This is a genomic window from Nostoc sp. 'Lobaria pulmonaria (5183) cyanobiont', assembly GCF_002949795.1.
Lineage (GTDB): Bacteria > Cyanobacteriota > Cyanobacteriia > Cyanobacteriales > Nostocaceae > Nostoc.
The window spans coordinates 6,675,944-6,689,661 of sequence record NZ_CP026692.1 but is presented as its reverse complement, the minus strand read 5'-3'; the positions used below and the strand labels follow the sequence as shown (position 1 = coordinate 6,689,661).

Here is a 13,718-nt window from a genome sequence, read left to right as displayed (position 1 = left end):
CTGCTATATATGCAACCAATACTTGAAGTTAGAAATTTAACCTGTGGTTATCAAATCCAGCCAGTGTTTAGGGATGTTAATTTGACGCTTTATCCTGGTCAACTTACTGGCTTGGTAGGGCCTTCTGGGAGTGGTAAAAGCACTTTAATCAGAGCGATTTTAGGATTAGTTCAGCCTTGGGCTGGAGAGATTTGGTTTCGAGGAAAGTGCTTAAAGCCAGGAGTATCACCAAAGGCGGTGGGCTATGTGCCGCAGGTGGAAACGGTGGATTGGACTTTTCCAGTTACGGCTCTGGAAGTGGTGATGATGGGGCGTTACCAAAAGCAGAAGATTTTGCCTTGGTCTTCGCGGCGCGATCGCCAAGTTGCCAGCGAACTCCTGGAGCGCGTTGGGGTTGCCCATGTTGCCCATCAACCGATCGGTAATCTATCTGGTGGGCAACAGCAAAGGGTTTTCATTGCCCGTGCTTTAGTAGGAGAACCAGAAATAGTTCTTTTAGATGAACCCACCAGCAGTTCAGACTTACACGTTCAACACGAACTATTGCACCTATTGGCTGATTTGAATCAACAAGGCTTGACAATTATCCTCTCCACCCATGACCTCAACTCGGTAGCGACTCATCTACCTTGGGTGGTGTGTTTCAACCACGGTTTAATTTGTCAAGGTCAACCTATCGATGTCTTCAGTCCCGCAAATCTTGAGCAGACTTTTGGTGGAGAAATGATAGTTTTCCACCAACAAGACCGAATCTTGATTGCTAGCGGTGGTACTTCCCTACGTCATCAAATGCAAGACAACTTGCCGGAAGTATTGCGTGCAAGATAGTTGTCACTGAGCCATATCAGCTTGCTTTTACAAACAAAGGCAGGAGGCAGGAGGAAAGAAGTATTTAGGACTTATGCATTGACAAAAGCAGAAATTTAATACTGAATATATCTCTTCTCCTCTGTACGCAGGTATCGAACCATCAGAAAGCTACTCAAAGAAAGCGCGCTCAGTGGTGCTGGGCTGAAGCTGGTAGTGATGGGCTACAGTTACTAGAGTGTGAGTGCAATCATCAAGTATCAGAAAATTATCAGGAGGAAATGATGGCAGGCAAATTAGACGCAAAGGTGGCAATTATTACAGGTGCATCTTCGGGAATTGGGGCGGCGATAGCGATCGCTCTTGCAGAAGAAGGCGCACAGGTGGCGATCGCGGCTCGTCGAATCGAGCGATTGAACGAAGTTGCCCAAAAAATTGAAGCGGTTGGGGGAAAGGCTTTACCGATTGTCACGGATGTCACCGATGAAACCCAAGTGAACTCACTGGTGCAAAAGGTCAACACAACTTTAGGACGAATCGATATTCTTGTGAATAATGCGGGCATTGGAGGATTGGGAACGATTGAGGATGGCGATCCAGCAGAGTGGCGGCGACAGTTCGACCTGAACGTTTTGGGATTGCTGTATGCAACTCATGCGGTTTTGCCTATCTTCAAAGCACAGGGCGTTGGGCATGTGGTCAATCTTTCATCCGTTGCTGGACGGATTACGCGGGCAGGCATGGGTGTGTACAGCGCTACCAAATGGGGCGTGAATGCGATTTCAGAAGCTCTGCGGCAGGAAGTTCATAAAGACAATATTCGCGTCACCATTATTGAACCCGGTCTGGTTGCCACCGAATTTATCGACAATATCACCGATCCGGCTGCGAAACAGGCGCTCGAAGCCCGGTTCAAAGCCGTCACTCCGCTGCAACCGGAAGATATTGCACGGGCGATCGCCTATGCCGTTACCCAACCGCCTCACGTCAACGTGAATGAAATTTTGCTCCGGCCAACGCAACAGGAATAAGACATCGCTTGCACTACCCATGAGCTTTTGCCTTGCCTCACCATAATTTTTCCTATTACCAGCGATCGCCTGCGTGGAGCATCTGGCGTCGTCCTTACTTCAATCCTACGCAGTTGCGCGTAGGTACTTCCTGCCTCCTACCTGCTGTCTTTTGTCTTTCTTGATAAAAATATGGATTTTTTACTAGCTCCCTTTCGCTACGAATTTTTTAGTCGTGCCATTTTAGTAGGCATGATGGCGGGGCTATTATGCGGCATTATGGGAGTTTATATTACAACTCGGAGAATGAGTTACATTGCCCACGGTTTATCTCATGCGATTTTGGGGGGAGCCGTGCTGAGTTATGTACTGGGGTTGAATTTCTACATTGGCTCTGGGATTTGGGGTTTTGCAGCTGCTTTGCTGATTCAATATTTGACAGGACGCAAAATATACTCAGATGCAGCTATTGGAATTGTCACAACTGCTAGCTTTGCTTTAGGAGTAGCTGTGATCAGTAGCTATCGCAAGTTTAGCCAAAACTTTGAAGCCGCTTTGTTTGGCAATGTGTTGGGTGTTTCCCCTAATGATTTGTGGGTAGTGACGGGTGTGACAATTGTTTTACTCAGTCTGGTTTTCTTGTTTTATCGCCCGTTGCTATTTTGGTGTTTTGACCGAGAAGTTGCTCAGGTTCATGGCGTACCCGTTTTTGCAATGGATACTTTATTTGCTTTGATGTTGGCAACTTTACTGGTGGCGACACTGAACGTATTGGGGGTGACTCTGATTATTTCAGCTGTGGTGATTCCGGCATCAATTGCGCGATTAGTGAGCGATCGCTTTGCTTATCTGATGATTATCTCCGGGATTTTAGGAGCTGCGATTTCGTTTGTAGGTATCTACTTCAGCTACTACCTCGACATTGCCTCTGGAGCTAGTGTAGTGCTACTATCAACCGCTATATTTGCCTGTGTGTTGCTCACCAGGAACCTGCAAGGACGATATAAACGCCGTCTCCCTCCCCTCTCTACAAAACACCTCCCTTAGTACAGTTTTGTGTAAAAGCGTAGCTTTTTTAATGCAGGCCGACGCATTAAGATTGTATCGGGATGCATTGGCATTGTATCGGGATGTATTAAGATTGTATCGGGATGCATTGGCATTGTATCGGGATGTATTAAGATTGTATCGGGATGCATTGGCATTGTATCGGGATGTATTAAGATTGTATCGGGATGCATTGGCATTGTATCGAGATGCATTAACATTGCAAGGTATTGCCAAATTTAATTCGCTACAAATTAATGAATTGCTGTACTTAGCAAGAGTTAGTCTGAATGTAATGCAGAATTTTTATTTACATTATTTGGCACATAAACCTCTCTGATGGGAAAGGGAATTTTAATTCCTGCTTGCTGATAGCGTTTGTGTAATTTTTTAACAAATAGATGTTTACCAATACGCTGGTCGAAGTATTCACTTACGCGCATATATAACGTAAAATCTATACTAAAATCATTAAAAGTATGAAATCTAATATATGGTTCACTTTCTTTTAATTCCGGTGCAATTTCTTGCATGACTTCTTTAGCAACTTCTACAGTTAATCTTTCAACTTCTTCCAAATCGCTATCATAACTTACACCCACATCCATTGTTAAAGTAATTTCCTTTGCGGGTAAATGATAGTTTGTGAAAATTGCAGTAGACAACTTCGAATTGGGAACAATAACTATATTATTTGACATTTCTTTAATTGTTGTATTCCGCCAAGAAATATCTATAACATATCCCTCATGTCCAGCATCTAATTTCACATAATCTCCAGTTCTAACTTGCTTAGAAATAATCAAATAAAAACCAGAAAATAAATTTGCAAGTGTGTCTTGAAGTGCTAAACCAACTGCTATACCACCAATACCTAAAGTTGTAATTATCGGTGTAATTTGAACACCCACTGTTTGCAATACAATTAATGTTCCCAAAACGAAAACAGTAGCCTTAGCAAGGTTAGAAATTAGTGATGTAGGAACCCCTTCTGCTCTGCGAATAAATAAATTAACAAAACCACCAGTCAGTCTGGCTAAGACTAGGGTTACTGAAAACAGCAATGCGATCGTCAGAATTTTTTGCAGTACGATCGCAATATCTGGCTTGAGGGGAGCGCTCAGAACTGCCCAAAAAAAACCGGCGATCACAAACCAAAGAAAAGTCATCCGGTGCAGAGAGCGAAATATAATTTTACTCCCGAAAATTCGTTTATTAGTAACGAATGTTTCTAGTTTTTTGAAGATAACTTTTTCACCAATTATTCCAGCCAGTAAGCCAGCTAGAATAAATACTATCGGCGTAATCCATTCGATCATATCAATTTTAAATTTGGAGTTTTAGATTTAGAATAACAGCATTTTTGCTGCGATTATGGCTAAATTTTACCTTGTGATTTGCCGGATTACCTGCTTGAGATTTTCTGGAATATGGACTTGCCAATTATTTACCACCCAGATTACGCTGCCCCATTGCCTGAAGGACATCGCTTCCCGATGTCTAAGTTTCGACAACTCTACAAATTGCTGTTAGCTGATGGTGTAGCTAATCAAGAACAATTTCATACCCCCGAACGTCCGCCGTTAGAGTTGATAGAGTTAGTCCACACTCCAAACTACGTTCAAGCTTACTGCGAAGGAACCCTAGATGCCAAAGCACAGCGTCGCATTGGTTTACCTTGGAGTCCAGCACTAGCGAATCGTACCTGTGTAGCTGTAGGTGGTACAATACTCACTGCTAAACTGGCACTAAGTCAGGGTTTAGCTTGTAATACGGCTGGTGGTACTCATCATGCCTTTCCCAGTTATGGATCTGGTTTTTGTATTTTCAACGATATAGCGATCGCCTGTCGCGTTTTACAAAAATTCGGACTTGTCCAAAAAATCCTGATTGTCGATTTGGATGTCCATCAAGGAGACGGCACCGCTTTTATTTTCCAAGACGATGGCAGCGTTTTTACTTTCTCCATGCACTGCGAAGTGAATTTCCCCGGTACTAAACAAAACAGCGATTTGGATGTTCCTTTGCCGGTGGGAATGGAAGATGACGCTTATTTGCAAACCTTGGCGAATTATCTATCAGATTTATTGTCTAAAGTCAAGCCAGACTTAGTATTTTATGATGCTGGTGTTGACCCTCATATAGGCGATCGCTTAGGCAAATTAGCCCTTACAGATGCTGGCATTTTCCGCCGGGAAATGCAGGTTTTGAGTACTTGTATGAGTAGCGGTTATCCCGTCGCCTGCGTCATTGGCGGCGGTTATGCTGATGATATAAAATCTTTAGTATGGCGACACTCCCTGCTACATCGCGCCGCCAGTGAAGTTTACCAGCAGTACAAACTATAGTCAGTTAATAGGAAATACTACCCAAAATCGTAAAGTTTTTAAACGCACAGGAAGGCAAAGTAAACGCAAAGGTACGCAGAGTATTGCCAAATTTAATTTGTAGCGAATGGGATTAAAATAAACTTTGCGCTCCTCTGCGCTTACCTCTACGCCCCTCTGCGTTTAAATTTAAACCCTATTTTGTCGGCAAAGGTAGTACTGGATGAACAACGGCAAACTCAGAATTTACGAACTAGCAAAAGAATTGAATTTGGATAGCAAGAAGCTATTAGCAATTTGCGAAAAACTGAAAATAGCAGTCAAAAGCCATACTAGCGCCATCTCAGAATCCGATGCAGAACGCATTCGTTCAGTGGCAAATAAACTAACAGCAAAATCCTCGAAAACTAAAACAAACTCTGAAGATTGGGGCTATATGTTTATAGCTTCAGCAATTGATAGCTTTATCCGCCATCTTGAAGGTGAAACCGCTCTTAAATCATATCCCGAATTTAGGGAGCGGCGCGATCGCGCCAATCAGTTGATGTTGGAATGTGTCGGTCAAAAGCCTTCTCTCTTTTATGTGCGTCGCAAAGGTGCGGGGAAAGAAGCAAGAGAAGAAATTTGGGATTTAACAATAGCAACAGACTCCGATCATTTTCCATTACCCGCAAGACTTGAGAAGCTGAGAAAAACATTAGGATTTAGAGCGGCTGTACCAAAAGATGGACGCGACGGTATAAAAATACTTTCGGCTCAGTTGTTACAACCCTCACGGGGACAGGCTGATAGCTATGCTGTACCTTGTCGCTTACGTTTGCTAGCTAATCATCAGCATCATCTCGACATTCCACCTGTAACATTGAAACGCATCGCCGCTGCGCCAGTTTGTGGCGAAAATGTGCCTACAGAAGATCAGCTTAAAGCTTGGAAAGCATTTTTACAAATTGAAGAAAAAATCGCTAAAGCACGTCAGTTTTGTGTGCGTTACGTAGGTCATAACTATAACTTCAAAAGGCGGATTAGTTTTGAAATTGATATAGCCTCAGCCACCCTTGACGGCTTTTATCAAAATTCCCTTGATGTCGAAAACTTCTGGGAACGAGCAAGACGTACAAAAAACGAAGATTTAAAGCTTTTTGAAACTGCTCCCGTCGGCAAAAATTGGATTAGCGGCCGTCAATTAGGGACTGTTGAGGAAGTTGACCCCAACCGTTGCATCATCAGTCTCAGGCTAGAACGTGACTTAGCTGAATTCATGGCAACAGAGCGTTATAAGTTGCCAGATACAGGATTTTTGTGTTTTGAAGCAGTTGGTGATATTCAACAGATTCAACGCAAGAAAAAGGCTTTAGATGATTTGAATAACGGTTACACCCAAAATCCCTATTTGGGTAACTTTTTATTCGATGCTTCTCAGGCTAGACAAATTAAAACAACTGCTGAACTTAAACCACAAGATTTATTATTATCTTCTGCTAATCCTGGTCAGAAAGCAGCAGTAGAAAAGGTACTTGCCGCGAAGGATCTTGTTCTCATCCAAGGGCCACCAGGTACTGGTAAAACTACCGTAATTGCTGAGATTTGCTATCAAATTGCCCTTCGCGGTGGACGCACTCTAATTGCATCTCAAGCCAATTTAGCAGTAGATAACGCCCTAAGTCGATTAGTTCATAACCCAGTGATTCGGGCTGTACGAAAAGGTAGAGCCGAGAAAGTTGGGGAGGAAGGACAGCCATTTTTAGAAGACCAAGTGATTGGCAGATGGCTAGAAAATACAGCAAATGACTGCGAAAATAATCTGAATCAGCGGCTGGAAAATATTAAAATTTTCACTCAATTACTGGCATCGTCACAAAGATTTACAGCCTACTTACAAGCAGAGGAAGAATTTAATCAGCAACAAAATAAATTTAATGAAAATAAGTTAAAGCTGGAGATAAACTTTCAAAATCAAGAAAAACATTACAACGAAACTGTAGAAAAATATAACGAGGTTGAATCATTAATTAAAAAATTAGAAAGTATATTAAATACTGCACCAAATATCAATTGGGAAGCTTCAGAAGTTACAGATTTTTTGCCACTTCTTAAGCCATACACAGAAGGTAACAGTTTAGTAGAAAAATTTTTAGCAAATGTTAGTCAAACCATCAAATATACTGATGAACTTGGTTTTGTGCGTCCAGCGCTTGGTGCTTTTGGTTTAGCGGCTTGGTTGCGTGAAACTGTAGCAATAGAAATTTCTGGATTTAAAACTGCTTTGGCTTATGCTCAAGAGGCAAGTAAAGCCATCTTAGAAGTTGCAGCATCAGTAGAGGATGTCAAACAAAATTTCGCCTCGTTGAATCAGTTACAACCAGATTATCAGCAATATCTTACTAAACTCCAAAATATACAGCAAACAATTCAGATATGGCAAAACCGCAAACGGGAAATAGATTACATTATCTCAGCAGTTAAGGAATGGAAATCTACAGCACCTTCTCATCTCTATCAAACTTTAAAAGAATGTCATCAATCAGGTTTACCACTTACAGAAAATTTAGTTGACTTGCCACTAGGTTTGTTGATGTTTGCTAATACATTAAAATTACCAATAGTACCAAAGATATACAAAATAAACCTGCCTGAATGGGAGCTATTAGCAAAGGCGATCGCTTATGAAATAGACGGAGGTTTTACTGACAGGCGAGGTAAACAGCATAATTTTAGCTATTTTTTACAAGAAAATTTTAGTCAGATTCCAATGGTGCTATCAAAGAGCGATCGCACTCAATGGCAAGAAACCTATCAACAGTTTAGCAATTATCAGCTACTCAACCCCAAACAGCGAAAATTATTGGTTGAGAATACCCAGGTTTTCTTAATTAGAATGCAACGGAGTTATAGTACATCATGGGAATGGAATAACATTGACTCTACTCTCACCCACATTACACAAGAATTGTTAGATACAATCCTTGCAAATGCGCGTCAATGCGTTTTAAAAGTAAAAACAGAAACCGATCAACAACTTCAGTCTCTGCAACGACAATTAAATGAACTTCAGAAAAAGGAAGTTAGCCAACAGCAAATATCCATTACTCAAGCTGAGGTAGAAAAAGTACAGCAGGATGCTAATTTCCAACTTGGACGGGTGATTGATGTCTTGCAAGAACTTAATCAAAAAAATCTTCCTGATCAATTACGTATTTTAGTTGAAAAATATCTTGCAACACAATCAAATATTTGGGAGCAACCCCAAGAATTTACGAATCAAGTAAATTACTGGGAAACTTCCATCAGTCAGCTTGAAACCTTAATCTCATCATTAGAACCTTTTGCTGTGCTAGATATAATTAAACATTCTCTCAATGAGCATTTATTAAAGCTAAAAGAAGAAACCGAAACTTCTTTACAACAAGTTCAAAAACTACAAATTAATCTAAGCGAACTAGAACAAAAATCACAACCACAGCCATCAAAAAACTTAATAGAAGAACGAAACTGGTGGTTGAGAGAATGGCAAACTATACCTGATAAATTTAAACCAGAAAATTCTCAAGCTGACTTATTTAGTATAGAGCTTTTACGCAAAATCAATACTCAGTTTGAATCTGGGCAGCAACAACTTCAAAAAGACGAAAGTTATCTGAATAAATATCAAAATTTTGTACAAGATTGGATAAGAAAATTGAGAGAGCCAAATGAGCGCGATCGCGACGATTTAAGGCGCATTTATTTAGATAATGCTAATGTCGTCGGTATTACCTGTGTTCAGGCTGCCAATAGAGGTTTTTCTGAAGAATTCAAATCTTTTGATGTCGTTATTATTGATGAAGTTAGTAAGTGTACTCCACCAGAGTTACTAATCCCAGCTTTAAAAGGCAAAAAGTTAGTCATGGTAGGCGATCACCGGCAATTACCACCCATGCTTGATACTAGCACTTTAGAAGAAGTTGCTCAAACAATAGGCAATACAAGAGACGAACTACAATTTTTAGAAGATTCACTATTTAAAAGTCAGTTTGAATCTGCTGATGAAAGCATCAAACAAATGCTAACTACACAGTATCGAATGCACCCATTTATTATGGGAGCAATCAATCAATTTTATGACGGTAAACTAGAATCTGGTATCTTGGAACCGGATAAAAAACGCGCACATCATTTAGCAGACGAAATTATCCAAGAATCTCAGCATCTTATCTGGGTAAAAACGCCTATAGAAAATCAGTTTTTAGAGCAACGAAATGGAACTTCTTACTTTAATACTCCAGAAATTGATGCCATTGAACGTCTGTGTCATCAGTTTGAGAAGACTTGGGCTTCTAAAGTTGCTAATGGTGAACCAAAAAAAGAAATTGCCGTAATTACATTTTATGGCGCTCAATTAAGAAAAATTGATGAACGTCTGCAATCTGAACTTTTTCCTTCGCTAGAAATTCGTACTGGTACAGTAGATAGATTTCAAGGTATGGAAAGACCTGTTGTGATTGTCAGTATGGTTCGCAATAATAGCAAAGGAGATGTGGGATTTGCGAAGAAGCCAGAACGGGTAAATGTTGCATTTTCTCGCGCTCAAGAACTCTTGATAATTGTGGGTTGTCATAATTTATTTACCCATCAATCAGGTAAAGTCGGAAGTATGTATTCTGAAGTTTCAAATATTGTAAGTCTTCATGAAGGTTTCGTTGATGTTTCTCACCTCTTCAGCTAAACCTGTTGATGACAATCTCAAAAATTTGGTAAATGCGTAGCGGGACTTAAACATTTTTGAGGCATAAACAATCCTCAAACCCATACAGGGCAAGAAAAATACACCAAATGCTCAAAAATGCTTGAAACCCAGATATATCAAGAAACTAGACAAAACGATGTCAAAGTCTTTCGGCATATAGATTTGAGGCTTTTTTTAGCTACTTTTTGTCTAAGTCCCATTAATTGAGTTTTAAAGAATTCACCGGCACTTCATCCCAAGAATCGACTGTCCGTAATCGCGCTACCCAACCTGCTGCCTTTTGCCTCTCGGTCAAATTATTCTCAAAAGAATCATGACAATCTTTAGCTTGAGATTCATTACATGTGGCAATACAGGCATGAATCATCCCAGACGGATCAATTTGCTCATTTACCCAAATAGTCATGGAATATTTCCTCAATAACTGTAGCGAACAAAGCTATTCGTCATTTTAGAATACAATTAGAGTCGAAAATTGTAGAGCAAAATTGGTAATAAGTAGTGAACTAATCCCAATTACCGATTACTAATTTACATTACTCAGTTCCGCTTCATCTGCTAGGCACAGCACTAATTACATTATCAAGGCGATAAAGCTGTAGCACCTCTAGCACCACCTTGTTTTGCTGATTATTTATCCTTACCCAAAAAGCTAACACGTTCGACAATCAGCGCCACCACTAACTCAGAACAGGATTTAGAAAATTATCCTAACTTCATTGAGCGTATTCGCAGCAGTTCTGAGCCACGAGATGGAGCAGTTTAACCGTGCATTGCAGTTACAACAGCTTTTCGGCTATCCTCAGTTTGGCCGATCGCGATCGCGGATTATTACTAATTTCCTCTTCTTGAGCAATAATCGGTTTTTTTGTCAAGACCTTTAATAAAGGTGAATCTCTTAAACCATGCTTCACTGGGCGGTCTTCCAAACTGTGGAAACTGATAATCGCAATTCTACCGCCAGGGACAAGGGCATTTGGTGCTTTATCTAAAAAAGTTTCTAGAGATTTTAACTCATCGTTGACGACAATTCGCAGAGCTTGAAAAACACGGGTAGCAGGGTGGATTCTCCCATAACGGTATTTAGGGGGAACTGAAGAAGCGATCGCATCAGCTAATTCTGTAGTCGTGTGCAACGGTCGCCGTTCAACAATGCGTCTCGCAATGCGCCGCGATAATCTCTCCTCACCGTACTTAAAGAAAATATCTGCTAAATCCGCTTCATCCCAATTATTGATCACATCCGCAGCAGTTAGCGATCGCCCCCGATCCATTCGCATATCCAAATTTGCAGCTTGGCGAAAGCTAAAACCCCGTTCTGCACGATCTAAATGGTAAGAACTTACCCCCAAATCGGCTAAAATACCATCGAAAGTGTTAGGGGGAAATTCGTAGTCAGCAAAATTGCGATGAATAAATTGTACGCGATCGCCAAACTCAGCTAATTCTTTCCTCGCTGCTGCTAAAGCATCCTCATCTTGGTCAATCGCCGTTACTTGTACATCTGGTGCAGCTGCTAAAATCAAACGGCTGTGACCACCACCGCCTACCGTCGTATCAAGATAATGACCTCCTGGAGATACCGCTAAACCTGCAATTACTTCCTGCGGTAACACTGGTAGATGAGAAAATATCGGTTCTTCGATAGCTAGCTGACGATTCATGAGACTTAGGGCAAAAAACCACAGATGAACTTTAATTATGTATTCTTTTGTTTGTGTCTTTGTGGTTCCTAGTTAAAAAATAGTTTTTAAACCACTAAGACACAAAAGAAAATATCATAAACTCAACACTCAGCGTCAGCTTTAAATGTTGAGCTTTAAGCATCTGTAGTGCTATTTTTTACCTTTCTTTTGGTAAATCATCGAATTTGGTATCCTTTTTAGTTTTTTTTCCATATTTAAATGGTTATTTAAAATAAAAATGAATACATTACCGAGAAATTCGTTTTCCTGCAACAAGCTGTTTATAAGTTTAGAGTGGTCGGGTTCTTGAATACCTTCTAAAAAGGTAACTTTCCGCTTCAAAGCTAGAATGTAAAATGGTTTTTCAGGGAAATATTGCAGATTTTTTTGAACTAAATAAGCACTTATTACTTGCGGGTAATGAGATAGCTGCTGACGAAGCTTATTTACCTCTATATCTGAGACAGTATGAGATTCAAATTTATCATTTCCTCTTACATGGGAACGCTCTTGTCCTGCTTTTAAAATTAATTCATAATAATTTTCGACACGTTTTTGATAAGATTTTACTTCATTAATTTTTCCTTGTTGATGAAGAAAATAGCAGATTATCTGACAACCTTCTATGACTATACTTGAGTCTTTATCCATTGCCTTCTCAATGTATTCTATTCCGGTTGTATCCTGTTTGTTTAATAATATTTGACCTAGTAAATAATTAGCTGAGGCGTGGTGAGCATCACGATGAATAATTTCTTGTAATAGTGGTATAACCGCTTCTTCACCATCAAATTTAAATATTAAAAAGGCTCGTTGAGTAGCTTCATCTAAAGTTAGCTGTTGTGTTTTTGCTTTTTGATTTAAATCTTTTAAAGTAGCTATTGATTGTTGAAAATCAGCATATTTTTGTCGCCAAGGTGTTGCTATCTCTTCTCGCCAAGCTTGACTAAAATGTGCAATAAGTTTTTCTAACCTATTTCCCAATAATTTTTGAGCAGCACTGATTTCAATTGGTGCAAATATAGCTAATTCCTGCTGAGGATTGAAGATGTATCCCAAGGCTTTTAGTCTATCTGTCAGGCAAGGATGAGTATCAGCATTATTAGTTTTTTTAGTTAAAGCTTCCATTAAATAACTACTTGTTATTTCCTGATGAAGTCTCTGACTTAAAGCCTGTTGCATAGCCATATAAGTCATTTTTGGTGGTTCGATTTCTGTTTCAACTTGTTTATAGATGCTAGACCAAAAATATCTTTCTATAAATCTAGCTTTGACTTCCACATTTATCAAAGCTTCAGCAGCATTTTGTTCTCCACTTAGCTCAACGGCACATCTATCTGCTTCATATTCATCCATCCGTGCCAACACAAAAGAATAGGCATTAAAAAACGGGCTGTACCATGTCAAAAACCGATCAAAGATTAACGATGATACTTCATTTCCACCTTGTCGTAGCCCTTTAATAATGCGATACCAAGTTTCACGTTGGCGATAAATCCAACCACTAAAACGGCTGTGATTTCCTGATAAATGTCCTAGTTCATGGGCTAATACGGCACGAAATTGTTCGGGTGGCAGTGCTAACATGAGTGGTAGACCGACAATTAAGTAATTTTGCTGCCATCCCAGCAAACCTAAGCGTGGTCTTTGAACAACCCCTGCATTAAAATCGTTAGTCAGCAAAATATGGTGAAACCGTGGAGCTTGTAGCTTCGATGAGATTTCGTTAATTAAAGAATAGAGATTGGGTACATCTTTGGGTTGCAGTGGTAACCCTGTAGGTGGGGGAAAAGAAACCCAAAGCGATCGCAGCAACACCAATGCGAACGCCAGCAAAAACAGAACACCTTTCAAAGAGAAGGCATTAACTGACTGAGCGTTAAGCATCAAAAAGATAATACCTGCCAACAGAGCCAACGTTACAGCTAGAACCAAAAATATATATGCATAGCCTAAAGTAGCCAAAAAAGCAACGTGCAATTTATAAAGATGCGGTTGTTTATTAGCAAAAGCTTCTAACTTCTGAATTAGCTTATCAAAAGGGTCTTGATTGAAAGCCATAAATATGTATCAGCCTCATAAAACTGTAATATAGCTGACACAATATCTCTATAGCTTA

Annotated in this window: 10 protein-coding genes; 6 read left to right on the top strand and 4 right to left on the bottom strand. The window is 40.1% G+C overall.

Annotated elements, in window-relative coordinates:
- The first annotated feature begins 9 nt into the window (after window positions 1-9).
- From NLP_RS29650 to NLP_RS33785, 4 genes are all read left to right on the top strand, one after another.
- Entirely contained in the window at window positions 10-828 is an 819-nt protein-coding gene (locus tag NLP_RS29650) for a metal ABC transporter ATP-binding protein (protein ID WP_104909446.1), read from the top strand.
- A gap of 260 nt (window positions 829-1,088) precedes the next feature.
- Window positions 1,089-1,838, top strand: coding sequence for an SDR family NAD(P)-dependent oxidoreductase (locus tag NLP_RS29645; protein ID WP_234017116.1), 750 nt, complete (start codon window positions 1,089-1,091; stop codon window positions 1,836-1,838).
- Window positions 1,839-2,009: 171 nt separating this feature from the next.
- Window positions 2,010-2,864, top strand: a complete 855-nt coding sequence (locus NLP_RS29640; RefSeq protein WP_104909444.1) for a metal ABC transporter permease — start codon at window positions 2,010-2,012, stop codon at window positions 2,862-2,864.
- 31 nt (window positions 2,865-2,895) lie between these two features.
- On the top strand, window positions 2,896-3,204 hold the full coding sequence (locus tag NLP_RS33785) for a hypothetical protein (RefSeq protein ID WP_158680584.1): 309 nt from the start codon (window positions 2,896-2,898) through the stop codon (window positions 3,202-3,204).
- Here the strand turns inward: NLP_RS33785 and NLP_RS29635 are convergent.
- Window positions 3,146-4,183: a mechanosensitive ion channel family protein gene (locus tag NLP_RS29635; RefSeq protein ID WP_104909443.1), complete on the bottom strand. Its 1,038-nt coding sequence runs from the start codon at window positions 4,181-4,183 to the stop codon at window positions 3,146-3,148. The genes NLP_RS33785 and NLP_RS29635 overlap by 59 nt on opposite strands.
- A gap of 111 nt (window positions 4,184-4,294) precedes the next feature.
- Here NLP_RS29635 and NLP_RS29630 point away from each other — a divergent pair, with 111 nt between their 5' ends.
- Window positions 4,295-5,212, top strand: a complete 918-nt coding sequence (locus tag NLP_RS29630; protein WP_104909442.1) for a histone deacetylase family protein — start codon at window positions 4,295-4,297, stop codon at window positions 5,210-5,212.
- A 202-nt stretch (window positions 5,213-5,414) separates the two neighbouring features.
- On the top strand, window positions 5,415-9,893 hold the full coding sequence (locus NLP_RS29625) for a translation initiation factor IF-2 N-terminal domain-containing protein (RefSeq protein ID WP_104909441.1): 4,479 nt from the start codon (window positions 5,415-5,417) through the stop codon (window positions 9,891-9,893).
- Between the two features lie 220 nt (window positions 9,894-10,113).
- Here NLP_RS29625 and NLP_RS29620 read toward each other — a convergent pair whose 3' ends face one another.
- From NLP_RS29620 to NLP_RS29605, 3 genes are all read right to left on the bottom strand, one after another.
- Window positions 10,114-10,320 (bottom strand): glycogen debranching protein, encoded by a 207-nt coding sequence (locus NLP_RS29620; protein ID WP_104909440.1) that lies wholly within the window; start codon window positions 10,318-10,320, stop codon window positions 10,114-10,116.
- 373 nt (window positions 10,321-10,693) lie between these two features.
- Complete coding sequence (gene rsmH / locus NLP_RS29610; RefSeq protein WP_104909439.1) at window positions 10,694-11,578, bottom strand: 16S rRNA (cytosine(1402)-N(4))-methyltransferase RsmH; 885 nt, start codon at window positions 11,576-11,578, stop codon at window positions 10,694-10,696.
- Between the two features lie 171 nt (window positions 11,579-11,749).
- Complete coding sequence (locus NLP_RS29605; protein ID WP_104909438.1) at window positions 11,750-13,660, bottom strand: M48 family metallopeptidase; 1,911 nt, start codon at window positions 13,658-13,660, stop codon at window positions 11,750-11,752.
- Window positions 13,661-13,718 lie beyond the last annotated feature (58 nt).

Coding starts and splice junctions, on each gene's coding strand:
- NLP_RS29605 (WP_104909438.1), bottom strand. CDS start 13,660: ATGGCTTTCAATCAAGACCCTTTTGATAAGCTAATTCAGAAGTTAGAA.
- NLP_RS29625 (WP_104909441.1), top strand. CDS start 5,415: ATGAACAACGGCAAACTCAGAATTTACGAACTAGCAAAAGAATTGAAT.
- NLP_RS29630 (WP_104909442.1), top strand. CDS start 4,295: ATGGACTTGCCAATTATTTACCACCCAGATTACGCTGCCCCATTGCCT.
- NLP_RS29645 (WP_234017116.1), top strand. CDS start 1,089: ATGATGGCAGGCAAATTAGACGCAAAGGTGGCAATTATTACAGGTGCA.
- NLP_RS29635 (WP_104909443.1), bottom strand. CDS start 4,183: ATGATCGAATGGATTACGCCGATAGTATTTATTCTAGCTGGCTTACTG.
- NLP_RS29640 (WP_104909444.1), top strand. CDS start 2,010: ATGGATTTTTTACTAGCTCCCTTTCGCTACGAATTTTTTAGTCGTGCC.
- rsmH (WP_104909439.1), bottom strand. CDS start 11,578: ATGAATCGTCAGCTAGCTATCGAAGAACCGATATTTTCTCATCTACCA.
- NLP_RS29620 (WP_104909440.1), bottom strand. CDS start 10,320: ATGACTATTTGGGTAAATGAGCAAATTGATCCGTCTGGGATGATTCAT.
- NLP_RS33785 (WP_158680584.1), top strand. CDS start 2,896: ATGCAGGCCGACGCATTAAGATTGTATCGGGATGCATTGGCATTGTAT.
- NLP_RS29650 (WP_104909446.1), top strand. CDS start 10: ATGCAACCAATACTTGAAGTTAGAAATTTAACCTGTGGTTATCAAATC.